General features: G+C 67.3%; 24 protein-coding genes and 1 tRNA gene. 6 read left to right on the forward strand and 19 right to left on the reverse strand.

Annotated features, from left to right (window positions below; all coding sequences use genetic code 11):
• Positions 1-245: 245 nt before the first annotated feature.
• From D107_RS0109195 to D107_RS0109205, 3 genes are all read right to left on the reverse strand, one after another.
• The gene (locus tag D107_RS0109195; RefSeq protein WP_018880345.1) at positions 246-1,514 is read right to left on the reverse strand and encodes a TlpA disulfide reductase family protein; all 1,269 of its coding nucleotides are present in this window, start codon (positions 1,512-1,514) and stop codon (positions 246-248) included.
• Positions 1,515-1,606: 92 nt separating this feature from the next.
• On the reverse strand, positions 1,607-2,179 hold the full coding sequence (locus D107_RS0109200; protein WP_018875908.1) for an NUDIX hydrolase: 573 nt from the start codon (positions 2,177-2,179) through the stop codon (positions 1,607-1,609).
• A 1-nt stretch (position 2,180) separates the two neighbouring features.
• Positions 2,181-2,795: a BMC domain-containing protein gene (locus D107_RS0109205; protein WP_018867821.1), complete on the reverse strand. Its 615-nt coding sequence runs from the start codon at positions 2,793-2,795 to the stop codon at positions 2,181-2,183.
• 264 nt (positions 2,796-3,059) lie between these two features.
• Between D107_RS0109205 and D107_RS0109210 the strand changes: the two genes are divergently transcribed.
• Genes D107_RS0109210 through D107_RS0109220 form a run of 3 tightly spaced genes read left to right on the forward strand, consistent with a single transcriptional unit; the run spans position 3,060 to position 6,553 of the window.
• Positions 3,060-5,084: a site-specific recombinase gene (locus D107_RS0109210; RefSeq protein WP_018881320.1), complete on the forward strand. Its 2,025-nt coding sequence runs from the start codon at positions 3,060-3,062 to the stop codon at positions 5,082-5,084.
• A complete protein-coding gene (locus D107_RS0109215) occupies positions 5,074-6,108 on the forward strand; it encodes an alpha/beta fold hydrolase (RefSeq protein WP_018881321.1) in 1,035 nt (344 codons plus the stop codon). Before D107_RS0109210 ends, D107_RS0109215 begins: the two co-directional genes overlap by 11 nt.
• 58 nt (positions 6,109-6,166) lie before the next feature.
• On the forward strand, positions 6,167-6,553 hold the full coding sequence (locus tag D107_RS0109220) for a YajD family HNH nuclease (protein WP_018880342.1): 387 nt from the start codon (positions 6,167-6,169) through the stop codon (positions 6,551-6,553).
• Between the two features lie 15 nt (positions 6,554-6,568).
• On the opposite strand, the gene D107_RS0109225 is transcribed toward D107_RS0109220, so the two are convergent.
• A complete protein-coding gene (locus tag D107_RS0109225) occupies positions 6,569-7,150 on the reverse strand; it encodes a GNAT family N-acetyltransferase (RefSeq protein ID WP_018881322.1) in 582 nt (193 codons plus the stop codon).
• 25 nt (positions 7,151-7,175) lie between these two features.
• On the reverse strand, positions 7,176-8,213 hold the full coding sequence (locus D107_RS0109230) for a DUF21 domain-containing protein (RefSeq protein WP_018877173.1): 1,038 nt from the start codon (positions 8,211-8,213) through the stop codon (positions 7,176-7,178).
• Between the two features lie 225 nt (positions 8,214-8,438).
• On the opposite strand from D107_RS0109230, the gene D107_RS0109235 reads away from it, so the two are divergent.
• On the forward strand, positions 8,439-8,888 hold the full coding sequence (locus tag D107_RS0109235) for a host attachment protein (protein ID WP_018867815.1): 450 nt from the start codon (positions 8,439-8,441) through the stop codon (positions 8,886-8,888).
• 100 nt (positions 8,889-8,988) lie between these two features.
• Here D107_RS0109235 and D107_RS0109240 read toward each other — a convergent pair whose 3' ends face one another.
• Both D107_RS0109240 and D107_RS0109245 read right to left on the reverse strand, forming a co-directional pair.
• Positions 8,989-9,573: a histidine phosphatase family protein gene (locus D107_RS0109240; RefSeq protein ID WP_018877172.1), complete on the reverse strand. Its 585-nt coding sequence runs from the start codon at positions 9,571-9,573 to the stop codon at positions 8,989-8,991.
• Positions 9,574-9,686: 113 nt separating this feature from the next.
• Complete coding sequence (locus tag D107_RS0109245; protein ID WP_018867813.1) at positions 9,687-10,283, reverse strand: histidine phosphatase family protein; 597 nt, start codon at positions 10,281-10,283, stop codon at positions 9,687-9,689.
• Positions 10,284-10,447: 164 nt separating this feature from the next.
• On the opposite strand from D107_RS0109245, the gene D107_RS0109250 reads away from it, so the two are divergent.
• Entirely contained in the window at positions 10,448-11,272 is an 825-nt protein-coding gene (locus D107_RS0109250) for a proteasome-type protease (RefSeq protein ID WP_018867812.1), read from the forward strand.
• 39 nt (positions 11,273-11,311) lie between these two features.
• Here the strand turns inward: D107_RS0109250 and D107_RS0109255 are convergent, their stop codons facing one another.
• The gene (locus D107_RS0109255; RefSeq protein ID WP_028485126.1) at positions 11,312-12,271 is read right to left on the reverse strand and encodes an alpha-E domain-containing protein; all 960 of its coding nucleotides are present in this window, start codon (positions 12,269-12,271) and stop codon (positions 11,312-11,314) included.
• Position 12,272: 1 nt separating this feature from the next.
• A complete protein-coding gene (locus D107_RS0109260) occupies positions 12,273-13,721 on the reverse strand; it encodes a circularly permuted type 2 ATP-grasp protein (protein WP_018875899.1) in 1,449 nt (482 codons plus the stop codon).
• Between the two features lie 130 nt (positions 13,722-13,851).
• Here D107_RS0109260 and D107_RS0109265 point away from each other — a divergent pair, with 130 nt between their 5' ends.
• Complete coding sequence (locus tag D107_RS0109265; RefSeq protein ID WP_018881323.1) at positions 13,852-14,130, forward strand: hypothetical protein; 279 nt, start codon at positions 13,852-13,854, stop codon at positions 14,128-14,130.
• A gap of 125 nt (positions 14,131-14,255) precedes the next feature.
• On the opposite strand, the gene D107_RS0109270 is transcribed toward D107_RS0109265, so the two are convergent.
• From D107_RS0109270 to D107_RS0109315, 10 genes are all read right to left on the reverse strand, one after another.
• Positions 14,256-14,873, reverse strand: a complete 618-nt coding sequence (locus tag D107_RS0109270) for a class I SAM-dependent methyltransferase (RefSeq protein ID WP_018867808.1) — start codon at positions 14,871-14,873, stop codon at positions 14,256-14,258.
• Between the two features lie 67 nt (positions 14,874-14,940).
• Positions 14,941-17,028, reverse strand: coding sequence for a polyribonucleotide nucleotidyltransferase (gene pnp / locus D107_RS0109275; RefSeq protein WP_018877169.1), 2,088 nt, complete (start codon positions 17,026-17,028; stop codon positions 14,941-14,943).
• A 121-nt stretch (positions 17,029-17,149) separates the two neighbouring features.
• Positions 17,150-17,419, reverse strand: coding sequence for a 30S ribosomal protein S15 (rpsO, locus tag D107_RS0109280; protein ID WP_018867806.1), 270 nt, complete (start codon positions 17,417-17,419; stop codon positions 17,150-17,152).
• Between the two features lie 124 nt (positions 17,420-17,543).
• On the reverse strand, positions 17,544-18,503 hold the full coding sequence (truB, locus tag D107_RS0109285; RefSeq protein ID WP_018881324.1) for a tRNA pseudouridine(55) synthase TruB: 960 nt from the start codon (positions 18,501-18,503) through the stop codon (positions 17,544-17,546).
• A 31-nt stretch (positions 18,504-18,534) separates the two neighbouring features.
• Positions 18,535-19,002, reverse strand: coding sequence for a 30S ribosome-binding factor RbfA (gene rbfA, locus D107_RS0109290; RefSeq protein ID WP_018867804.1), 468 nt, complete (start codon positions 19,000-19,002; stop codon positions 18,535-18,537).
• Positions 19,002-21,737, reverse strand: a complete 2,736-nt coding sequence (gene infB / locus D107_RS0109295) for a translation initiation factor IF-2 (protein ID WP_018881325.1) — start codon at positions 21,735-21,737, stop codon at positions 19,002-19,004. The genes rbfA and infB overlap by 1 nt, the downstream gene beginning before the upstream one ends.
• A 63-nt stretch (positions 21,738-21,800) precedes the next feature.
• Entirely contained in the window at positions 21,801-23,297 is a 1,497-nt protein-coding gene (nusA, locus tag D107_RS0109300) for a transcription termination factor NusA (protein ID WP_018867802.1), read from the reverse strand.
• 74 nt (positions 23,298-23,371) lie between these two features.
• On the reverse strand, positions 23,372-23,827 hold the full coding sequence (gene rimP, locus D107_RS0109305; RefSeq protein ID WP_018867801.1) for a ribosome maturation factor RimP: 456 nt from the start codon (positions 23,825-23,827) through the stop codon (positions 23,372-23,374).
• A gap of 213 nt (positions 23,828-24,040) precedes the next feature.
• A tRNA-Met gene (locus tag D107_RS0109310) sits at positions 24,041-24,117 on the reverse strand.
• 60 nt (positions 24,118-24,177) lie between these two features.
• The gene (locus tag D107_RS0109315; protein WP_018867800.1) at positions 24,178-24,522 is read right to left on the reverse strand and encodes a DUF2818 family protein; all 345 of its coding nucleotides are present in this window, start codon (positions 24,520-24,522) and stop codon (positions 24,178-24,180) included.
• Positions 24,523-24,524: the final 2 nt, after the last annotated feature.

The following is a 24,524-nucleotide window of genomic DNA, read 5'->3' on the forward strand; positions in this document are numbered from 1 at the left end:
CGCGAGTTGCGGCCACGGTCCAGCGGACCGGTGAGGCAGGTGTACCCGACCATACGCCACATCCCTGTCCATCAGCACCTGTCCCACTGCCCTCTTTATTTTGAGAACTCTATCACACAGGACATTCCGCAAAACCGATATTCGTACTGCTGACACCCAAACGTCCGCCTCGGTACCCCGCAGGCGACAGCCGGTGTTGCAAGGGCACGCCAGGCGATGGATGTCGCATTCCGCCCGCCGACCGGCTATTCGGGCTCGGTCATGAGGGTACGGACGCGGTTGATGACGTCGGGGTCGTCCCATTTGATGGCGCTGTTGACGGAATAGCGCACGCGGCCGTCACGGCCGAGGATGAAGGAGCTGGGGAAGGCGAATACGCGCCAGTCGGCGGCGACCCGGCCATCGAAATCCATCAGCACCGGGAAATCCACCTGGACCTCGTCCATGAAGGCGGAGATGTGCTCGGCGCTCTCCTGGTAGTTGACCGAAACGATGGCAAAACCCTTGCCCAGGGTCTCGGCCATGCGGTTCATCGACGGGATCTCGTGGACGCAGGGCGGGCACCAGCTGGCCCAGAAGTTCAGCAGGACCACCTGCCCTGCGTAATCGGACAGCAACTGCTCATCGCCCAGGTGATCGGTGAGCGTGAAGTCGTCGACTGGTGGCGGGTGATCGCGCGCTACCAGCCCCCGGCCGGCCTCGACGTCGCGCGCGAGCTCCGGCATCGGCGCCACCGCCAGCGGGCGCGGGACACTCGCCAGCAGCCGGCCCGCCTGCAGCAACTGCGCGGGCAGACGGGCCGCCATGGCCCTTTCCTCCGGTTCGGGGTCGGAACGGCGCAGGTAGTAGAAGTCGCGCACCCCCGGGATCATCTGCACGAACACCGCGCTGCCACCCCGGCGCAGGTCGGTCAGGATCTCGTCCAGGTGCCAGCGGTAGACGCCCTGGGTCGGCTGCAGCAGAAACACGGGGAGGCTGGTGGCCCGCACGACATCCACAAACTCCGCGGGCGCCCCGGCGACCGGCGTGTCCACCATCAGGTTGGGGAAGGCCAGGGCCGCCCCGAGCACGTAAGCCGAGTCGGGCCCGTCTTCCTGCCACTTGCGCAGGCCGCGCAGCGCGGTGATGGCCGGGCGACCGGAGGCCACCAGCATGACCTCCTTGCCCGTCTCTTCATGCGCGGCGCGCAGCAACGCGGCCACGCTGACACCATCCAGGCTGCGCATGCTCTCGTTGGTGCGGGGGAGGAAATGGGCATCCAGCAGGTCCACCTGCCAGACCTCAATGCCCAGGGCCGCCAGCTCGCGGCCGAACTCGGCATGGTTGGCGTGTGCGCCCGCCTGCGGCAGCAGCCAGAGGTAGAGGCGCTCACCCTCGGCCGGGTAGACGGTCACGTCCAGCTCCACGCCGGCGGGATCCGTCACGGTCATCGAACGCGGCTCCGCGACGTCGGCCAGCACCGGCGCAGCCAGAATCAGGCACAGCAGCAGGCCAAGACGTGGCAGAACGCTCATCGACAAGGGACGCACGGATCAGGTAGACGGAAGGCGACTATAGCGCCCTGTCGGGCGGGCGGAAACATCGCCGGCCCATCCAGCAAACGGGATCAGCGCGGGTGAATGTGCCGGTAGGTACGCAGGCGGCGGGTCTTCTCCACCATCCGCCACAGGGAACGGCTGTTGTTGTAGCGCGAGACATGCTGCAGCGGGACCCACAGGATGTCGTGCGACTCGTGGCTGCCGGGCACCGGCAGGCGGTCATCGATCTCCAGCAGGAAGCGCACGTCGATGTGCTCGTGCATCGGGAAATGCGGGCTGGCGGGGATGGTGTGGATATCCAGGTCGAAGATGTCTTCCTCGACGAGCCGGATATGCTCGGGGGACAAGCCGGTTTCCTCGTGTGTCTCGCGCAGCGCCACCTGCAGGATATCCGCCTGACCATCGGCATGCCCGCCTGGCTGGAACCAGCGATGGTGCTTGCCGTGCAGCAGCAACAGGGCCTGCTCGCGATCCGGACTGACCACCCAGGCCGAGCCGGTCACGTGGGCCGGCGTCAGGTCGCAATTGAAGCAGTCCGGGTGGTCGTTGACGAAATCCAGCGCGCGGCGGACGAAGCCGGCCTCCTCGATGAAGGTCGTCTGGTGACGGGCGAGCAGGTCCAGCAGCTGCGCGCGATGCATCTCAGGTACCGGCGGGGTTGTGCAGCGCGTGGATCGCCGCGCGCGCCGCCTCGTCCACGTCGCCCTCGCGGCCGGCCAGGGTCAGACGCCCGAAGGCGCCCACCGCGCGCACATCGATCAGCGACACATTGGCCGCCTTCAACGCCTGATTCGCGGCATAGATGATGTAGCCGGCCGGCTCCGCCTCGAGGATGAACATGCTCTGATCCGGCAGGATCATGTTCCCGCGGCGGTTCTGGCGGTTGATCAGCACGGTGTGATCCGGGGTCATCCCGCGGATGGTCTCCTGCCACGGGATGCGGCAGGGCTGACGATCCTCCTGGCTGGCGCCCAGGCGCGAGAGCAGCACGCGACCGGCCTCCTGCACCTCGCTCTGGTCGCGGTGGTGGATCACCATGGAACCGAACTCGCGCTCCACGACCTGCTGCGCGAGGTGCACGTTGGTCGCCTTCAGCGCCACGTCGGTCAGACGGTGCACCGCCATCCCCGGCGAAACCTCCACCCACAGGCAGGAGTCCCCCGGTACGGGCAGAAAGCCCTGGGAGACCGTAGCCATGTATTCCGCCAGCTGCGGCTGGAGGGAATCCATGTAGACGTAGGTACGCAGCTGGATCATCGATTCGCTCTGGGCCGGGGCCTGGGCCCCATGGGTCCCGCGCGTCGCGGCCCGAACCCGCGCGGGGCGTCCGCGCACAGGTTACGCAAGCCGCCTGCTACCGCCGGCCTGCGTGAGTACACGGGAGAATTGAGGGGCGTATTGTGAACGCAGCGGGCCTCAAGCTCAATCTCCGGGCCGCATCGGAGCCCCTGCAACGCGCCGACACAACCCCCGTATGGCCTCGTATAATGCAACGCCAGCCCAGCCGCCACAGGGATTGTCATGCCGAAGCAGGACGCGGAACACCTCCTGGCCCGCGTGGAAGATGCCGACCTCGACCTGGCCGAGACCCTGCGCGAACTCGTCGACTGGCTGCGCCCGGAAGACCCCCGCAACGTGGCCCCGGTCATCAGCCGGATCGAACAACTGACCCTGGCGCTCGCGGGCCACCCGGGCCTGCAGGAACGGCTGCGCCAGCGACTGGAGGACGGGCTGGAGGACGCCCGGCACCTGACGCTGTACACCGGGATCGGCCTGTTCTCGCGCAAGGGGTTCTTTCGCGAGGCGGCGGAGCTGATCTACGAGCGCATCAACCCGCGCCCGATGGATCGCCAGGATCTGAAAGACGTGCTGTTTCACGTCTTCCACCAGACCGATGATGCCGACTGGGTCGCGGCCCTTCCGGACGATGCCTGGTGGCGCCTGCTGGAGGCACTGGGCTGCCTGTCCGGCGAACACCCCGGGGTCCTGCATCGGGCCCGCGAGGAGATCCTCTACGCCCTGGAGATGCTGTCCATCTGGGTGGCGGCCGAGGAACTGGAACCGGAACTCCTGCGCCTGGACCCGTCGATCGCGGAGCGCAACTCGGCGTTTGTGGCCCAGGAGCGCGAGATCTCCGCCTACGTGCGCGACTATCGCGCCGCGCTGGAGGACCCCAACCGCGAACGCATGGACGACCGCCACGCCCGCGTGCTGCTGGAGCAGTGCGGCGAGCAGATCGCGCGCCTGCGCCAGCTGGCCATCACACACGGCAACAGCCTGTCCCTGACCCACCTGCTGGAACGCCTGGACCAGACCCTCCGGCGCATCCACAAGCTGCTCGACCTGCTGGAACCCGATGCGGAGCGCGATACCCGCGCCGCCTCGGTCGGCGTGTTCCGCGAACTCATCACCATCAGCGCCCGCCAGCACGGGGTGCGCGCGCTGTGGCAGGACAACATCAAGCTGGTCTCGCGCAGCATTACCCAGCATGTCAGCGACACCGGCGAGCACTACATCACCCAGTCGCGCGGCGAATACTTCCAGATGCTGCGCTCCGGGGCCGGCGCCGGGCTGATTATCGCGGTTATGGCGCTGATCAAGATCCAGATCGGGGCCCTGGATCTGTCCCAGGCGGCCTACACACTGTGGACCAGCCTGAACTACGGGCTCGGTTTCGTGCTCATCCACATCCTGCACTTCACCGTCGCCACCAAGCAGCCGGCGATGACCGCTGCGCGCCTGGCCGCCGCCATCGAGGAGAGCGAACGGGGGACGGCCGACCCGCGCAAGATGGCGGACCTCCTGATGCGGGTGGGACGCTCGCAGTTTGCCGCGGTGCTGGGCAACGTGGGCATCGCCTTGCCCACCGCGATCCTGATCGGGCTGTTTTCCGCCCGCCTGTTCGAGGCCCCGATCCTGTCCGGCCAGGAGGCCGACTACCTGATGGACGGCCTGCGCCCGGTTATGGGGCTGGCGCTGTTCTTCGCCGCGATCGCCGGGGTCTGGCTGTTCGTCTCCGGCCTGATCGCCGGCTTCTTCGACAACCGCTGCGCCTATCTCGACCTGCCCGGTCGGCTGCGGGAGCACCCATGGCTGCGCCGCCTGCTGCCCACCGGCGCCCGCCACCGCCTGGCTGACTGGATCGGCTACAACTACGGGGCCCTGATCGGGAACTTCCTGTTCGGTGTCCTGCTCGGGGTCACCGGATATGTCGGCTACCTGCTGAGCCTGCCGCTGGATATCCAGCACGTGGCCTTCGCCTCGGCCAATCTCGGCTATATCACCGCCAGCGAGACACCCGGGCTGGGGATGTTCACGCTGTTCCTGGTCTTCGTTTTGCTGATCGGGGCCGTCAACCTGTGGGTCAGTTTCGGCCTCGCGCTGTACGTCGCGCTGCGCGCCCGGGGCGTGCGCATGGGGGCCTTCGGCCGCGTGTTCCGCGCCTACGGCCATCATCTGCGCGAACGCCCGCGGGAATTCCTGTTCCCCCCGCGTGCCGTTGCCGCCGCCGACGACAACGACAACGACAAACGCGATGCTCGGTAGCTACACCCGGGGTCTCCTGCTGCCGCTGGCCATCCTGTGGCTGGCCGGCTGTGCCGGAGCGGTGCCCAACCCGTCCGGTGGCGAGTCCCGCGTGCCGATCCTCGCCCCGGAGGTCATCCACACCGCGGACGGTGATCGACTGCCGCTGCATCGCTGGGGTCCGGAGACCCCGGAGCAGGTGGTGCTGGCCCTGCACGGGTTCAACGACCACGGCGGCAGCATGCAGGCCCTGGGCGAGGCCCTCGCCGAGCATGCCATCGCGGTCTACGCCTATGACCAGCGCGGCTTCGGCGGCACGCGCAATGCCGGCTACTGGTCCGGTCATCGGATCATGGCCGAGGACGCCCGCACCGCGCTGCGCCTGCTGCAGGCGCGATATGCCGACCGCACGCCCTATCTGGTCGGCAAGAGCATGGGCGGCGCGGTCGCCCTGCTGGCCGCGGCGGAGGCACCCGACGCCGGGGACGGGACGCCCCTCGTGGCCGGCACGGTGCTGATCGCCCCGGCCGTCTGGAGCCGGGGCGACATGCCCTGGTATCAACGCTTCGGCCTGTGGCTGGGAGCGCGCCTGGCCCCCGGCTGGCGCCTGGACGGCGAGATGGCGGCGGAACTGGATATCCACCCGACGGACGACCCCGCCGTGCTGCAACAGATGCGCGACGACCCGCTCGTGCTGCGCGACGCGCGCATCGATGCCCTCGACGGCCTGACCACCCTGATGACCCACGCGCTGGAGACCGGTCCCGACCTGCCCGCGCCCAGCCTGACCCTCTACGGCGCGCGCGACGATCTGGTGCCACCGCGCCCCCTGGCGCGCCTGCTGGAGGGGCTTTCCGCGCAGGAGTCCGGTGCCCACCGCGCCGTGCTCTACCCCGAGGGCTACCACATGCTGACCCGCTACACCCGCGCCGGAACCACCTTCGCCGACATCGCCGCGTGGCTGCAGGACCCGCAAGCCCCCCTCCCCTCCGGCCACGAACGCAGCCTCGATGCGCTAACGCAATACCTTCGGGATCTAGACTGACTGGCCCCGCCGGCGCATCAAAGCTACGCTCGATGCAGCAACCTCTGGAGAACGCCCCATGAGCCACTCGACCTCCAACCGTCTTGACGACCTGGTGGCCCGCAGTCGGCGCGACCAGGCGGAGCGCGAACGCGGCTATCGCGAGCAGGCCCTGAAGATGTATCCGTGGGTTTGCGGGCGCTGCGGGCGGGAGTTCACCCGCGCCAATCTGCGCGAGCTGACAGTACACCACCGCGACCACAACCACGACAACAACCCCCCGGACGGCAGCAACTGGGAACTGCTGTGCCTGTACTGCCACGACAACGAGCACCAGCGCTATACCGATGCCACCCCCGGAAGCGGCAAGACGGGCGGCACCACGGCCACGCACAACCCGTTCGCCGGGCTGGCCGGCATGCTCAAGGGGGACAACGATCCACAGGATGACGATTCGGGGGCGTAAACCCCCGCGACCGCTTCACAGCCCGCGCCACCAGAACTGCAATGGCTTGTGGGTTCCCTGCGTCTCGCCAATATCCGGCCAGGGAAACTGGCAGACCAGGCCCTCGGCCCGGGTGTAGCCGCGCCTCCTCCAGAAACCGTCCAGCGGCCGATAGTCCGCCGGGCGCCGCGGGTGATCCTGCGGGCGCACCACCGCACAGAAGGTGGCATGCGCAAACCCCAACCGGCGGGCCGCCGCCTCGCGCGCGGCGAAAAACCGGTGCCCGGCTCCCTGACCACGAAACTCCGGCTCCAGCACTGACTCCGCGAGGTAGTAGTACGCCGCCGGGTCCAGCCCCTGCTCGCGAAACGGGGCCTGGAATTCCGCCTCGGCCGCGGCCAGAGGCAACGCGGTGGAAGCGCCCACCACACGGCCATCTTCCAGCGCCAGCACCAGCGTGCTGTCCGGGCAGTCCGCGTAGTCCTGCAGGTACCGCGCCTCGTACTCCGCACTGCCGTCGTAGAGGTACGGCCACTCGCGGAACACCGCGATACGCAGGCGTGCCACGGCGTCCAGATAGGGCGTTATACCCGCCCCGCCCACGGTCCTGAATTCCATTCGTTTCGGCCTCCTGCGCTCGCGCTCAGACCGCTCCCGGGGTGTCGGCCGGGGCCGGCTGCCCCACACCGCGCAGCAAACGGCCGAGGATATCGGTCCCGCTCAGGATGCGGCGCTGATCATCGGTCCACAGCAGGATGACATCGTCGCCGACCACGGTGTCGCCACTGCTGGCCGGGCGCACCTTGAAATGCGGCACCAGCCCGCCCAGACGTCGGCCCCCATCACGCACCACCAGAGGATGATGGCAGTGATGCTGGGGATCAAAGCGTTCCGGTGCAAACAGGGCCTCGCGGGTAAACTCCGGGACCCGGATCACCGTGCGCGGCTCGCCTTCGGGGTCGGTAATCACTATCCATCCCCGCCCCGGCCGATTGAGCCGAACCAGGAACGGATCATCGGTCCGCGGCGCGATCGCGGGGAAGACCGGGCGCCCGTCCGCGAATTCCATGGCGACCACGCTGTCCGGATCCAGCGCCTGCCCCTCGTGCTGCACCAGGATGTCGTCCAGCTCCAGGAAATTGCGGGCACCGCGGCCCTCGACCCGCGTGATCTCGCTGCCGTGCGCCTGCATATGCAGATCGATCAGATAGTGCAGATCGCGCTCCGGAAAGAACCGGATCTCCTCGCCGCCGAGCCAGCGATCCAGCACCCAGGCCGTGGGGCGCGCCACCGGATACATCAGGAACTGGTAGAACCGCAGCAGCGGATAGAGCGCCCCGGCCACCTTCAGCGCGTGCCGGGAGAAATAGGACTGCGGCAGGATCTCGGCAAAGATCGTGATCACGACCGTGGAGAACAGGAACGCCGCCACGCCCCCCATCACCGAGCCCGACAGCAGCGCCAGGAGCACGTTGACGGCGACATTGCCCCAGAGGATGGTCACCAGTGCAAAGTTCGCATCGCCGCGCAGGGCCAGCAGGCGTTCCGCGCGCGGATCCCCCTTCTGCGCCTGGACCTCCAGTTCCAGCTTGCTGCGCGAGAACAGCCCGAGATTGAGCCCGGACAGGATAGCCGATTGAGAGAGGCAGACGAGGATACCCAGCCAGGTCAGGAGGCTCATGGGGTCTTTACCTTGGCTCGCGCATACATGGCATCAGGGTACCGCGCCGTACGCCGTGCGCGCCCGCACGGAACAGGCCCTGCGCTTTGCGATACCACCCCAAGCCGCTGCAGAGCATCTACACTCGAAGACGGGGCCGGTGCCTGCCGGGCCGGCCCCGCAGCGGTCCCGTCGCCCCGTCCAACGGGTACCCGGGGCCACCGTCTACGCCACAGGAGGATCTGCATGGACACTGTCTGGATCGTTGTCGCCGATGCCGCGCGCGCCCGCATCTTTGCCTGCGAGGGCCGCGCCTGTCAGGGGATGCACGAGAGCGAGACGCTCTCGCACAGCGAGTCCCGCGCCCACAACCAGGATCTCGTCTCGGATCGCCCCGGGCGCAGCTGGAGCAGTGCCAGCGGGGATGCGCGGCACGCCATGCAGGAGAGTACCGATCCCGCCGCCAACGAACGCAACCGTTTTGCCCGCCAAGTCGCCGAGCGGCTCAAGGCCGCCTATCACGAGGGCACCTTCAAGCGACTCGTGATCGTCGCCGCGCCGACTTTCTTGGGCGCCCTGCGCGAGGTACTGGACCCGACCGTCGCCCAGAGCGTTACCGCCGAGGTGGCCAAGAACGTGACCAAGTCCACCGACGCCGCCAGCCTGCGCAAGCACCTGCCGGATTTCCTCTACTGACCGACCCGCCCCGGCCCCGACCCGGGGCCGGCCTTCACCACGCGCGCCACACCCAAGCGACGGGCGCGCGATTGTGTGCATGGATCCGAGTTTTCCTGGCTCAGTGCATCAGGTCATCGGGCTGCAGCGTTCCGAGCAGACGCGGCCCGTCAGTATGCGGCTCGAACACGGCCATCTCGGCCTCGTCGATCTCCACCTCCGCGGCGTGGCGCAGGTTCAGGTCATGGCCCACGATCACAATGTTCTTCCCCGGGGCTTCGGGCGGCGTGTTCAGGTGCCGCCGCAGCCCTTCGATCAGCTCCTCGCGGCGCGCAGCATCCTGAATAATCGGCAGATTGTAGAGTTCGGTCCGGATCTCGTACTCGCCGAACCCGTAGTGCGCGGTCTCCCAGTTACGGCAGAACTCGCTGGTCAGCACCTGCTCGACCGGTATGGCGTGCCGCTCGAAGCCCTTGCCCACCTGCCGCGCCTGTTCCCGCCCGCGGGTGCTCAGGTTGCGCTGCCCTTCGCAGTCCGTCATGTCGGAGAGGTCATAGTCGTCGTGCGACCGATCCGTGGCCGCATGCCGCCAGTAGATCACCAGCCCGCCCGCCTGCAGGCGCTCGATCAGGGCCTTCGGTGCCAGCGGCTCGGCGCCGGCCGGGGCCACCATCGCCAGCATCAGGGCCAGTACTCCACCCACCATCCCGTTCCTCACCACATCACCCCCGATCTTTCCGCCCTCCCCTTTGCGTAGACGCTCCGGCGTCATTCTGCCCGGCCACGCGACCCCGGCCCGCCAGGGCGGGCCGGGGTCGCTTAGTCGAAATCCTCCGGGGTCAGTATGCCGAGCACGCGGGGCGCATCCCCGCCCGGCTCGAACACCGCGATCTCGCCTTCGTCGATGCGCACCCGCGCCGCGCGCTGGAGGTTGATGTTGTGCCCCACGATCACCACGTTGCTGTCGCCATCCTCCGGCGGCGTCACGAGATAGTCCCGCAGGGCCGTCACCAGCGCCTGCTGTCGCTGACGGTCGCGCACCGGCGGCACGTTGAACAGGTCGTCCCGAACCTCCCAGGAGCCCTCGCCGAAGGCGATCCGGGCGCTGTCGATATTGCGGCAGAACGCCGAGCTCAAAATGCGCTCGACCGGGATCGCGTGACGTTCGAAGCCGGCGCCGACCCGGCGCGCCTGCTCGCGTCCGCGGTCGTCCAGATTGCGCTGCAGTTCGCAGCGGCTCATGTCGGTCAGGTCCTGATCGCGGCGGCTGTGATCGGTCGCGGCGTGGCGCCAGTAGATCACCAGCCCGCCCGCCTGCATGCGCTCGATCAGGGCATCGGGCTCGAGCGCATCGGCACTCGCCAACGTGGGCAGGAACAGCATGGTCAGCAACAGCCACAGGCCGGAACGAAACATCGGCATCTCCTCGCAAGAACACGCATTCAGTAGGCCTGCAGACCACGCGGCGGGGGCACCGGTTCGGTGCATCCGCCGACGGCACTCAACGCGACACTGCGTTGACGCCCCCCGACCCCAGCCCTAGTATGCCGTCACTGCCTTGCCCGGAAACCCGCGCCCCCATGACCTACTGTGTCGCCATCGACCTGGACGACGGCCTCGTCTTCGCCTCCGACTCCCGCACCAATGCGGGCGTGGACCAGGTGAGCACCTACAGCAAGATGCACACCTTCGAGATCGAGGGGCAGCGGGTATTCGTGGTCCTCGCGGCCGGCAACCTGGCCACCACGCAGTCGGTGGTGCAGCAGCTCAAGCGCGACATGGAGGAAGGCGCCGAGGAAAGCCTGGCGACGGTGGAGCGCATGTCGGATGCCGCCGAATACCTCGGCCGGCTCAACCGCGAAGAGGCGGAGAAGCATTCCGAGGCCCTGTCCCGCTCCGGTATCAAGGCCGAGGCCACCCTGATCATCGGCGGCCAGATCGGCGACGATGCCCCGGCGATCTTCATGGTCTACCCGCAGGGCAATTACATCACCACCTCGCAGCAGACGCGCTTTTTGCAGATCGGCGAGAGCAAGTACGGCAAGCCGATCCTGGACCGCATCATCGAACCGGCCACCCCGCTGGGGGATGCCGCGCGCTGCGCGCTGGTCTCCATCGACTCGACCATTCGTTCGAACCTGACTGTGGGGCCCCCGATCGAGGTGATGGTCTACGAGCGCGGCACCCTGACCTTCGACCATTACCTGTGCCTGGAGACCGACGACGCCTACCTGCGCTCGCTCACCCAGGCCTGGGACACCAACATCAAGAAGGCCTTCACCGACCTGCCGCGCTTCGACTGGGAGTCCGCCCACGCGCGCAAGCAGCGCGGGACCCGCGTCAGCCGCGGCTCCGGCAAGGCCGCAACGCCCGCTTCGAGCAAAGCGAAAAAGTCCCGCCGCTGAACGGATCGCAGCTTCACCCGCGATCCATCGACTACCTCCCTATGCCGCCTGCGTCTGGGTTTGCGCCGGCGCGATCCGGAACCAGGTCTCCACGTTCGCACCGTGGATGTCCCCGATATCCCGCTGCAGCACATCCATGAAGGCATGCAGGCCGTCTTCCGCGATCAGCTCCTCCACATGCGCACTGGAGGCGTGGCGGCGCGCCTGGATCACCAGGCGCAGCGGCAGTTCGTTGCGCGGCAGCTTCTCCAGCGCATCCTGCACCTGAGTCAGGGCGTGGGTCACCGAACGCGGGAAGGCGGTGTCCTGCAGCAGGAACCGCACCACGTCCACACCGTTGATCCGCCGCTTCACATGCTGGCGGTACATCTGAAAGCCACTCCCCGAACGCAGGATGCTGGTCCATAGCAGCCCCTCGTAGGGCTCGGGATCCTCGCCGTCCTTTTTCAGGAGTTTGAGGGCGCCCACGTCGACATGCCGGGTGGACATGTCGGCGCGCTCCAGATTGCGCCCCAGGCGGATGAAGTCATAGGCCGCATCATGACTCATGGTGCCGGCCAGCAGCCCTGTCAGGGTCTGGCAGCGCTGAACCACCTCGGAGAGAAACTCGAACCGGCCGCGCTTGCCGATGCCCTGATCGATATGGTCACGGGCGAACAGGTACAGCTCGTTCATCACCTCCCAGGCCTCGGAGGGAACCAGGTCGCGGGTGGTACGCACATTCTCGCGCGCCGCCCGCAGGGAGTTGAGCACCGAACTCGGGTTGTCGGCATCCGCCAGCAGGAATTTCACGCAATTGCGTTCATCGTCCCGCTGATAGTGGTTATCGAACAGGTCCTCGTTGCCGGTGACCTCTACCAGGCCCTTCCACGACACCTGCACCGATTTCGGCATGTCCAGCGCCAGCAGATTGAAGGCCGTGACCATGCGTGCCGTATTCTCGGCGCGCTCGACATAGCGCGCCATCCAGTAAACGCGTTCGGCGACTCTCGAGAGCATCTCAGTTCTCCTCGTCCACGATCCAGGTGTCCTTGCTGCCCCCGCCCTGCGAGGAGTTCACCACCAGCGAGCCCTTGCGCATGGCCACGCGCGTCAGCCCGCCGGCGGTCACGTCGGTGCGCACCCCCTGGAGGATGAACGGGCGCAGGTCCAAATGGCGCGGCTCGATCTCGTCGCCGCACAGCGTCGGGGCGACGGAAAGATCCAGCGTCGGCTGGGCGATATAGTTGCGCGGGTCCTTCTTGATCAGCTGGGCAAACTCGGCCCGCTGCTTCTTGGTCGCGTGCGGGCCCACCAGCATGCCGTAGCCGCCGGACTCGTTGGCCGGCTTCACCACCAGTTCGTCGAGGTGGTCCAGCACATAGGCGCGGTCCTTCTCGTTCACGCAGAGATAGGTCGGCACATTGGGGATGATCGGCTCCTGGTCCAGGTAGTAGCGGATGATGTCCGGCACATAGGCATACATCACCTTGTCGTCGGCCACGCCGGCACCGGGGGCGTTGGCCAGGCCCACGTTCCCCTTGCGCCAGGCGCGCATCAGGCCGGGCACGCCCAGCATCGAATCGGGGTTGAACACCTCCGGGTCGAGGAACTCGTCATCGATGCGCCGGTAGATCACGTCCACGCGCTCAAGACCGTCGATGGTGCGCATGTAGACGCAGTCGTCGTCCCCGACGACCAGGTCCGCGCCCTCCACGAGCTCGGCGCCCATGCGCTGGGCCAGGAAGGAGTGCTCGAAGTACGCGGAATTGTAGATGCCGGGCGTCAGCACCGCGATCTCGGGATAGTCCTGCGGGCGCGGCGAGATCGACGCCAGCATGTCGAACAGCTGAGTCGGGTATTCGTCCACCGGCAGGATGCTGGAGCTCTCGAACATCTCCGGGAACACGCGCTTGGTGACCTGGCGGTTCTCCAGCATGTAGGAGACCCCGGAGGGTACGCGCAGGTTGTCCTCCAGCACGTAGAACTGCCCCGATCCGTCGCGCACCAGGTCGGTACCGCAGATATGCGCCCAGACGCCCTGCGGCGGCTTGATGCCGATGCACTGCTCGCGGAAATTCTTCGACTGGTTCAGAACGTAGCGCGGGATCACCTTGTCCTGAAAAATGCGCTGCTCGTTGTAGATGTCGTCGATAAAGAGATTCAGCGCGTTCAGGCGCTGCTCCAGCCCGGCGGACACCTGGTCCCACTCCTTGCGCGCGATCACCCGGGGGATGATGTCGAACGGCCAGGCGCGGTCGATATTCTCGCCCTCGGTATACACCGTAAAGCTGATCCCCATCTCGAGGATCGCGCTGTCCGCGGCCTGCTTGCGGCTGTGGATCTCGCCCTCGTCCAGCGAGGCCAGGTATTCCGCCAGCGCCTTGCCCGGCCCGCGCGGCTTGCCGGGCTTATTGATCAGTTCGTCATAGAACGGGGCGGGGTCATAGCGCTTCCAGTCGATGGCCATTCGTCGGATCCTCTGACGCGGTGGGCGGGTTCCTCTACAGTAACGCCTTTTCCGACCACTGGCGCGACGGCCAGGGCCACTCAGACGTCTCTCTGAGGCTTTCGTCCGCTACAGCCCGACCGAGGTTCCCATGCCCGACGCACTCGAACACCGCCTGATCGCGCTCTTCCAGCACCCGAAGATCCAGGGCTGCAACTGGCAGCCGCGGCTGTTCTGGCACGCCGCCGCGGACGGGTCACCGTTTGGGCGCCTGCGGGTGGACGGGGGCGAACTGGAGGTCTTCCTGGCCACGATCGTCGGCGAGGCTTCCACCGAGCAGGCGCGCCTGGACCGCGAACAGGACGGGAGAGGACGCTTCATCGCGGCCAATGCGCGCCGCCACGAGCTGCCGCTCTTCACACGCATCTGACACACCCCGGAATCATCACGCGCCCCGTCATCGCGAGGAGCGTAGCGACGTGGCGATCTCCCGGGGCGGCCCCTGCGGGGCATTCCAAGGCAGTGCTTGTAGCGGAGCCCGGCGAGCGGCACCGCTCAGGCAGGCTTGCGGAATTCGACCTGTTTCCAGTAGCCGAACAGGCTGGCCGGGGCGACCATGCAGGGTTCCTGCCCGGTGACGCGGACAAAGTCCTCGAACTCCATATCGGGGCGAAATCCGACGGCCTTGGACAGCGGGCGCAGGCAGCGCTCGAAGCCGCGCAACAGCCATTGCTGCGAGGCGAAGTGATTCACCACCAGCAGGCGACCGCCGGGGCGACAGACCCGCCACATCTCGGCGAACAGGGCGTCGGGGTTCGGCACCACCGTGGCCACGTACATCGCCACCACCGCATCGAAGCTGTTGTCGGCAAAGCCGAGTTGCTCCGCGTCCATTTCGCAAAGCCCGGATACGGCCGGGAGTCCCCCGTTCAGGCGGCCCCGTGCGACCTCCAGCATCTCCCGGGAGACATCGATCCCGACGACCTCGCAGTCGTCCGGGTAGTCCGGCAGCGAGATGCCCGTACCCACCCCGACCTCGAGGATGCGCTTGCCGGAGAGCGGTGCCAGGGTTTCCTGCGCACTTGCGCGCCCGGTCGCGAACACCCGCCCGAACGTCGCGTCGTAATGACGGGCGTAGCGCCGGTAGCTCTTGCGAATGCTGACGAGATCCATGCCGAAGCGTCCCGAATCTGAATGGCCGGGCACCGCAACCCGGTGCCCGTGAACGAAACGAGCCCGATCAGGACTCGGGTTCGACTGCCTTCATGCTCAGACGAATGCGCCCCTGCTTGTCCACTTCGAGTACGCGAACCGTCACGGAATCCCCCTCGGCGAGGAAATCGCCCACGTTCTCGACTCGCTCGTCGGAGATCTGCGAGATGTGCACCAGGCCGTCGCGGCCCGGCAGGATGGAGACGAACGCGCCGAAATCCATGATCTTGGCGACCTTGCCGGTGTACTGCCGGCCCACCTCGATATCCGCGGTCAGCTCCTCGATGCGGCGCTTGGCCTCGAGACCCGCCGCCTGGTCGGTGGAGGCAACCTTGACCGTCCCGTCGTCCTGGATGTCGATGCTCGCGCCGGTCTCCTCGGTCAGGGCCCGGATGGTGGCCCCGCCCTTGCCGATCACATCGCGGATTTTGTCCGGGTTGATCTTCATGGTGATGAAGCGCGGCGCGTGGGAGGACATCTCGTCGCGATGACGCGGCAGCACCTCGTTCATGCAGCCGAGGATGTGCATGCGGCCCTCGCGCGCCTGCGCCAGCGCCTGCTCCATGATCTCGCGGGTAATGCCGTCGATCTTGATATCCATCTGCAGGGCGGTGACGCCGTCCGACGTCCCGGCGACCTTGAAGTCCATGTCGCCCAGGTGGTCCTCGTCTCCGAGGATGTCGGACAGCACCGCAAAGCGGTCCCCTTCCTTGATGAGGCCCATCGCGATCCCCGCGACCGGCGCCTTCAGCGGCACCCCGGCATCCATCAACGCGAGCGACGTACCGCACACCGAGGCCATGGAGCTGGAGCCGTTGGATTCGGTGATCTCGGAGACCACGCGGACCACGTACGGGAAGTCCTCGTCGTTCGGCATGGCCGCGGCGACGCCGCGCTTGGCCAGACGCCCGTGCCCGATCTCGCGGCGCTTGGGCGAGCCCACGAATCCGGTCTCGCCGGTGCAGTAGGGCGGGAAGTTGTAGTGCAGCATGAAGCGGTCGCGGCGCTCGCCCTCGATCGCGTCGATCACCTGGGCGTCACGGTCGGTCCCCAGCGTCGCGACTACCATGGCCTGGGTCTCGCCGCGCGTGAACACCGCGGAGCCGTGGGCACGTGGCAGCACGCCGGTGTCGATGCGGATCGGGCGGACCGTCTTGTTGTCGCGGCCGTCGATGCGCGGATTGCCGTCGAGGATGCGATCGCGCACCAGACGGTACTCGAGATCGTGGAAGGCGGTCTTGATGGCATCCGCCGATGGGCCGGACTCGGCGTCGCTGGCGAGGGCCTCGACGGCCTGGGTACGCAGCTCGCCGATGCGCTGGGTACGCGCCTGTTTCTCGGCAATCTGGTAGGCCTCGACCAGGGCATCGCCCACTACGGCCTTCACCTGATCCTCCAGCGAATCGCTGGTGGCCGGGGCCTCCCACTCCCAGGCCGGCTTGCCGGCCTCGGCCGCCAGCTCGCGGATCGCCTGGATCGCGGCCTGCATCTGCTCGTGGCCGAACATGACCGCCCCCAGCATCGCCTCTTCGGAGAGTTGGTTGGCCTCGGATTCAACCATCAGCACGGCATTCTCGGTGCCGGCCACGACCAGATCGAGGTCGGACTCCTCCAGCGCGCTGTAGGTCGGGTTCAGCAGGTACTCGCCGGCGCGGTAGCCAACCCGCGCGGCCCCGATCGGACCCGCGAACGGGACCCCGGACAGCGCCAGCGCCGCGGACGTGCCGAGCATCGCGGGGATGTCGGGATCCACCTCGGGGTTGATCGACATCACCGTCGCGACCACCTGGGTCTCGTTCTTGAAGCCTTCCGGGAACAGCGGGCGGATCGGGCGATCGATCAGGCGCGAGGTCAGGGTCTCCTTCTCGCTCGGACGCCCTTCGCGCTTGAAGAACCCGCCGGGGATCTTGCCCGCGGCGTAGGTGCGTTCCTGGTAGTTCACGGTCAGGGGAAAGAAGTCGCGTCCCGCATCGGCCTCCTTGCGGGCGACCACGGTGACCAGGACCACGGTCTCGGCCATGTTGACGAGGACGGCGCCACTGGCCTGGCGAGCGATGTCACCGGTTTCGAAGGTGACCGTATGGTTTCCGTACTGGAACGACTTCTTGTATGCCACGTTATTTCCCGTTTCCCGTGTTCATCCAACGTTGATGCCTGAATTCTGGCCTTCGCGGGCCATTGCGCGGCCCCGAAAGCGAACAGGCCCGCACCAGTGGCGCGGGCCTGTCGTGCCGGCCTTAGCGGCGCAGCCCAAGCTCCTGAACCAGGGCCTGATAGCGGTCCTGGTCGTGGCGCTTGAGGTAGGTCAGCAGCTTGCGACGCTGGCTGACCATCTTCAGCAGGCCGCGGCGCGAGTGATGATCCTGCTTGTGCTTGTCGAAGTGCCCCATCAGATGCTGGATGCGGGCCGTCAGCAGCGCGACCTGGACCTCCGGCGAACCGGTGTCGTTGGCATCGCGCTTGTGCTTCTCGACGATGGCCGATTTTTCTTCGGTAGTGAGCGACATGAAAACCTGACTCCTGAGATTACTTGACCGTTAATCGACCAGTGGCGCTGGCGATAGGCGCGCAATGGTACCACGGCCCACGCCGGCATGAACAGAATACAACCACCCGCTTGCCGGGCCGCCGTCAGGCCGCGGGAACGAACAGCCGCCGCGCCCGCACCTGCCCCGCGTCGTCGCGCACCCCCACCGCCAGGAAGGCCCCTGCGGCATCGAACACCCGGACCAGGGCCCAGCCGGTTTCGGCCTCGCGCGGGGCATCGGACGCGCCCGGGGCGTCGGCGATCACCGCCGTCGCCGCCGCGGGATTGCCATGGCGCATGGCGGCACTGGCGGCTGCATCCAGGGTCACCGCCGGCCAGTGCGCGAGCGCCGCCTCGGCGGGTTGCAGCAGGGCTTCGATGGCCGCGGCCCCGCCGGCCTCGAACGCGGCCTCGACCGTCTCCAGCGACACCATGGACTCGGCATCGAAATGGCCATGCCCGACCCGGTGCAGGGTATCCACCGCCGCACCGCACCCCAGCGCATGCCCGATATCGGCGACCAGCGACCGGATGTACGTGCCCTTGGAGCAGTGCACCTCCAGGCGCAGCCGGTCCGGGGCGGTCTGCTCGATACGCAGGGAATGTATACGGACCGGGCGCGGCGGCCGCTCGACCTCCACCCCGCGCCGCGCCAGCTCGTACAGCCGCTGGCCCTGGTGCTTGAGCGCCGAGACCATCGGCGGGACCTGGGCCTGATCGCCGCTGAAACGCTGCTCCAGCTCGCGCAGGGTGGTCGATGCAATCGCCGGCACCCGGGACTCGCGGATCACCTCGCCATCGAGGTCGGCGCTGTCGGTCTCCACTCCCAGCTGTGCCTCGGCGATGTAGCGCTTGTCCGCATCCAGCAGCCAGCCGGAGACCTTGGTCGCCTGACCGAAGCACAACGGCAGAAGGCCGGTCGCCCGCGGGTCCAGTGCCCCGGTGTGACCGGCCTTCTTCGCCTGCAGTAGATACTTGACGCGACCCAGCGCCTGGTTGGAACTGCGCCCCCGAGGCTTGTCCAGCAACAGGATGCCGTCGACCTCGCGCCGCTTGCCCGCCATGGATGGATCGCCCGACCGGAAACGCCGGGGCTCAGGCCCCGCGTTCCGGCCCTTCGCCCGGGTCACGGGCGTCCTCGGCATCCCCCTGTGAGGACTCGCCGCTACCGTCCCCGGCATCGGGATCGTCCGCGTGGTGCGCACGATCCTCGGCCAGTGCCTGGTCGATCAGCGACGACAGGTGCGCCCCGCGCTCCGGGGTGTCGTCGTAGGTGAAGCGCAGTTGCGGCACCGAGCGCAGGCGCATGCGCTGCCCCAGAGCCCGGCGCAGGAACCCGGCGGCATTGTTCAGCCCCTGCTGCGCCTCCGCGCCCTTCTCGGCTCCGCCCAGCTGGGTGAAATACACCCGGGCATGAGCCAGGTCGCGGGATACCTCTACCCCCGCCAGGGTGATCATGCCAACGCGCGGATCCTTGACCTCCATGCGGATGAGCTCGGCCAGCTCGCGCTGAATCTGCTCGCCGACCCGGTCCGAGCGATGAAAGTCGCGGTTTCCGGGCATCAGAGGGTCCGTGCCACCTCGACGCGCTGGAAGACCTCGATCTGGTCGCCCGCCTTCACGTCGTTGTAGTTCTTCACCGCGATCCCGCACTCGGTGCCGGCCTTGACCTCGTTCACGTCGTCCTTGAAGCGACGCAGGCTTTCCAGCTCGCCCTCGTAGACCACCACGTTATCGCGCAGCACGCGGATCGGGTTGCCACGCTTGACCGAGCCCTCGACCACGAGACAGCCAGCGACCTGGCCGAAGCCGGAGGCCTTGAACACATCGCGGACCTCGGCCAGACCGATCACCTCTTCGCGGATCTCGGCCGACAGCAGGCCGGACAGCGCCTGCTTCACGTCGTCGATCGCCTCGTAGATCACCGAGTAGTAGCGCACGTCGATGTCGTTCTCCGCGGCCAGGCGCTTGGCGCCCGCATCGGCACGCACGTTGAACGCAATCACGATCGCCTCGGAGGCCATCGCCAGGTTCAGGTCGGACTCGGAGATCCCGCCAACCCCGGCGGAGACCACCTTCACGCGCACCTCGTCGGTGGACAGCTTGACCAGCGATTCGCGCAGCGCCTCGGCCGAGCCCTGCACATCCGCCTTGATCAGGATGTTCACGGTGGCGATCTCGCCTTCCTGCATCTGGTTGAAGATGTTCTCCAGCTTGGCCGCCTGCTGCGCGGCCAGCTTGCGCTCGCGCTGCTTGGTGTCGCGATGTTCAGCCACCTCACGGGCAGTCTTGTCGTCCGCGACCACCAGGACCTCGTCACCCGCCTCCGGCACACCGGACAGGCCGAGGACCTCCACGGGCATGGACGGACCGACTTCCTTCACCGCCGTGCCGGTATCGTCGAACATCGCCCGCACACGGCCGTACTCCTTGCCCGAGAGCAGGATGTCGCCGTGCTTGAGCTTGCCGGACTGGACCAGGATGGTGGCCACCGGGCCTCGGCCCTTCTCCAGGCGCGATTCGATGACCACGCCACGCGCCGGGCCCTCGTCCGGGGCCTTCAGTTCCATCACCTCGGCCTGCAGGCCCAGGGCCTCCAGCAGTTCGTCGATCCCCTGTCCGGTATGGGCAGAGACTTGGATGAACTGGGTATCGCCGCCCCAGGCCTCCGGGATTACCTCGTGCTGGGCCAGCTCGTTCATGACCCGCTCCGGTTCGGCCTCCGGCTTGTCGACCTTGTTGACCGCGACCACAACGGGCACACCCGCCGCCTTCGCATGCTGGATAGCCTCTATGGTCTGCGGCATCACGCCGTCATCCGCGGCCACCACCAGGATCACGATATCCGTGGACTGCGCGCCCCGGGCCCGCATCGCGGTAAACGCGGCATGGCCGGGCGTATCCAGGAAGGTCACGCCGTCGTGGTTGTTCTTCACATGGTAGGCGCCGATGTGCTGGGTAATACCGCCGGCTTCGCCGGAGGCGACCTTCTCCTTGCGGATGTAGTCCAGCAGCGAGGTCTTGCCGTGGTCCACGTGACCCATCACGGTGACCACCGGCGGGCGCGGCTTGGCCTCGGCGGTCTGCTCCAGACCGGTATCGATCTCGTCCTCGACCGAGGTCTCCTTGGCCGCGATGGGGTTGTGCCCCATCTCCTCGACCACCAGCATCGCGGTGTCCTGGTCGATGGACTGGTTGATGGTGGCCATCACACCCATGCCCATCAGCGCCTTGATCAGCTGCGGCGCCTTGATCGCCATCGCCTGCGCCAGGTCCGCCACGGTAATGGTCTCCGGCACCTCGACATCCCGCACCACCGGCGCGGTCGGCTTGGCAAAGCCATGCTTGCTGGTCACCGCCTGGGCGGCCGCGGACTGGGCCTTGCGGCTCTCGCCCTTCTTGCGGCGCCCGCGACGATCGCCGGCCACATGCAGCTCCTTGCGATCGTCCTTGCGGCCGCCCTTGCGGGCACCCTTGCTGGACTTCGCATCGCCTTCCGGCGCCGCGGGCGCGGCCGCCCTGGCCGCGGCCTCGCGTTCCAGACGGGCCTGTTCTTCCTTCTCGCGCTTGGCCTCCTGGGCCTCCAGTTCCTTCTGCCGGCGCTTCTGGCGTTCCTCGCGTTCAGCCGCCTCCTGCTTGCGTGCCTCGGCCGCTTTGCGCTGGGCCTCGCGCTCGGCCTCGACCTGCAGGGCCAGCTGCTCGGTGCGGCTCAGCGGACGTTTCGGCTTGGCCGGCTCCGGCTCCGGTTCCGGCGCGGCCTCCTCGGCGGGCGCCTCCTCTACGGGTTCGGGCTCCGGCTCGGCGGGCGCCTCGGCCTCCTCGACCGGGAGCTCCTCGGCCGCCGGGGTCTCCTCGACCGGCGACTCGGCGACCGGCTCCTCCACCGGGGCCGCGGCGCGGGTCTCTTCGGGGGCCTCCGGCGCCGGGGCCTGTTCCTCGACCGCCGGGGCCTCTTCTACCGGCGCCTCGGGCTGCGCCTCGGCGGGCTTGCGCTTCAGCGTGCGCTTCTTGCGCACCTCGACGTTGACCGTCTTGGAGCGGCCCTGACCGGAGCTGACCTTGAGGGTCTGCGCCTGGGTGCGGCGTTTCAGGGTCACGCGCCCCGACTCGCCGCCTTCGCCGTGCGACTGGCGGAGGTGATCGAGCAGCTTGCGCTTTTCGGCATCGGTGATCGCCGCCTCGGGACCATCGACCTCGACACCCGCCTCCTTGAGCTGAACCATGAGGCGGTCAACCGGTGTCCCCACCGATTCCGCGAATTGCTGCACTGTCATTTGCGCCATGGCGCCTACCTCCATTCCAGATTCTTTTCAGGCCTGCCGACAGCCCGGATACGGGTTCGCGATAACGGCGACCGGGGCTTAATCCCCGGTCTCGAACCACGGGGCGCGCGCGGTCATGATCAGCGCCGACGCCTCTTCCGTATCCAGACCGGTCATCTCGACCACATCGTCGGATGCCTGCTCCGCCAGGTCCTCCATGGTGCACACGCCATGTGACGCCAGCTTGTTCGCCAGCGCCGCGGTCATGCCCTCCATGTTCAGGAGATCCTCGGCGGGCTGATAGCCCTCACGGCCTTCCTCGGCCGCAATGGCCTTGGTCAGAAGCGCATCGCTCGCGCGGTTGCGCAGCTCCTCGACCATGTCCTCGTCGAATTCCTCGATCGCGAGCAGCTCGGCCTCGTCCACGTAGGCCACCTCGTCCAGGGTGGTAAAGCCTTCTTGGACCAGAATGCCGGCGACTTCCTCGTCGACATCCAGGGCCTCCATGAAGAAGGTGACCAGCTGCTGTGCCTCGGCCTCGCTCTTCTCGGCCGCCTGTTCCTCGGTCATCACGTTCAGTTCCCAGCCGGTGAGCTGGGAGGCCAGGCGGATGTTCTGTCCGCCGCGACCGATCGCGAGCGACAGCTTGTCCTCCTCGACCGCGATGTCCATCGACTGCTTGTCCTCGTCGACCACGATCGACAGGACCTCAGCCGGCGACATCGCATTGATCACGAACTGGGCCGGGTTCTCGTCCCAGACGATGATGTCGATACGCTCGCCCGCCAGTTCATTGGAGACCGACTGCACACGCGAGCCGCGCATGCCGACACAGGCACCGACCGGATCCAGGCGCGGGTCGTTCGAGCGCACCGCAATCTTCGCGCGCATGCCCGGATCGCGCGCCGCGCCCATGATGTCGATGATGTTCTGCCCGACCTCCGGCACCTCGAGCTTGAACAGCTCGATCAGGAACTCCGGCGCGGTACGGCTGAGGATCAGCTGCGGGCCGCGCGCCTCGGGACGGATCTCCTTGAGGAAACCGCGCAGCCGGTCATTGGTGCGTACGGTCTCGCGCGGGATCATGTGCTCGCGCGGGATCAGCGCCTCGGCGTTGCTGCCAAGATCCACGTAGGTCCCGTTGCGGTCGGTGCGCTTGACGATGCCCATGACCAGCGTACCCACGCGATCCTGGTACTCCTCGACCACCTTGGCGCGTTCGGCCTCGCGCACCTTCTGCACGATAACCTGCTTGGCGGTCTGAGCGGCGATGCGCCCGAAGTCGACGGCCTCGACTGGCTCCTCGATCACGTCGCCAACCTGCGCATCGGGATTCTTCTGCTGGGCATAGGACAGCAGGATCTGGTACTCCGGGGACTCGAACTCCGGGTCCTCGTCGTCCACCACGGTCCAGCGGCGGAAGGCCTCGTAGTCGCCCTCCTCGCGGTCGATGCTTACGCGCACGTCCATCTTTCCGCCGTGGTACTTGCGGGTCGCCATCGCTAGGGCCGATTCCAGGGCGTCGAAGATGATGTCCTTCTCCACTCCCTTCTCGTTCGCCACGGCATCGGCGACCAGCAGGATCTCCTTGTTCATGTCTTGCCTCTCCGCACTCGGCAGTCACCTGCCGATTCAACAAAAGCGTAGCAGCGTCCCACGCAGCAGCCGCGTTACAGCTGCTCCAGGACGCGCGCGTTGTGGATCGCGGCCAGCGGCAGCTCGTAGGCCATGCCGTCCACTTCCACCTCGATCATGGGTTCGTCCACCGACAGCAGCACGCCACGGAAATTGCGGCGATCGTGCTCCGGCCATGACAGGCGCACCTTCACCGGGTGTCCGATGTAGCGCCGGAACTGCTCGGGGGTAAACAGGGGGCGTTCAACGCCCGGGCTGGAAACTTCCAGGGTGTAGTTGCCCTTCAGGACCTGCTCGACTTCCAGTACCGCGCCCACCTGCTCGCTGACCCGCGCGCAGTCATCCACGGTGACGCCGTTCTCGCCGTCGATAAAGATCCGCACGACGGGCGGCTTGGAACCGGCGTGATACTCCAGCCCCCAAAGCTGCATGCCCTCCCCCTCGACCACCGGGGTGAGCAGCGTGTTCAGTTGTTCGGCCTTCTGCGACAAGGGCGTCTCGATCGACTCCGTCCCGCTGGCGGGACCCGGAAACAAAAAAAGGGCGCCGAACGCCCCTCGTACACCTCTAACGATGGCTGCAGCGAACCTTCCGCTGCGAGGCGCGCGGGAGCGCGGCCTTAAGAACCGGTACCCGGCGGCGAGCAGTTGCCGCCGGGTCCGTATCCTTAACAAAAAGGCCCCATACGGGGCCTCTCTGACAATTGGTAGCGGGGGCAGGATTTGAACCTGCGACCTTCGGGTTATGAGCCCGACGAGCTGCCAGACTGCTCCACCCCGCATCCGAGACGCAGAACTATACCAAAGCGCCGCCCTGGCCCGCAAGAGCCGGCGGCGATTATTTACCGGGTGCGGCGCTCGCCGGTGCGCAGATGCGGACGCAGGTCGTAGCGCCAGATGTACCCCGGCAGCGCGAACATCGCGAACAGCGACAGGGTGATCACATAGAACTCCCAGCCCTGCGAATGGATGCCGCCGGTTGCCTGGAACTCCAGCCCCTTGCCGATCAGCCCGGCGAGGATATAGAGCCCGAACCACTCGAAGATCCGGGTCCAGGGCCCCTTGGTCCCATTTTTCGGAAGCACCATCAACGCGATGCGTTCACTCAGCCATGGCAGGTTTGCGCTGATGAACGCGACTACCACAAACCCCCAGACGAGGGCCTCGAACGGAATCCACTGTGTCACGA

Origin of the sequence: Thioalkalivibrio sp. ALE30 (genome assembly GCF_000377465.1) — a bacterium.
In the GTDB taxonomy this organism is placed as follows: Bacteria; Pseudomonadota; Gammaproteobacteria; order Ectothiorhodospirales; family Ectothiorhodospiraceae; genus Thioalkalivibrio.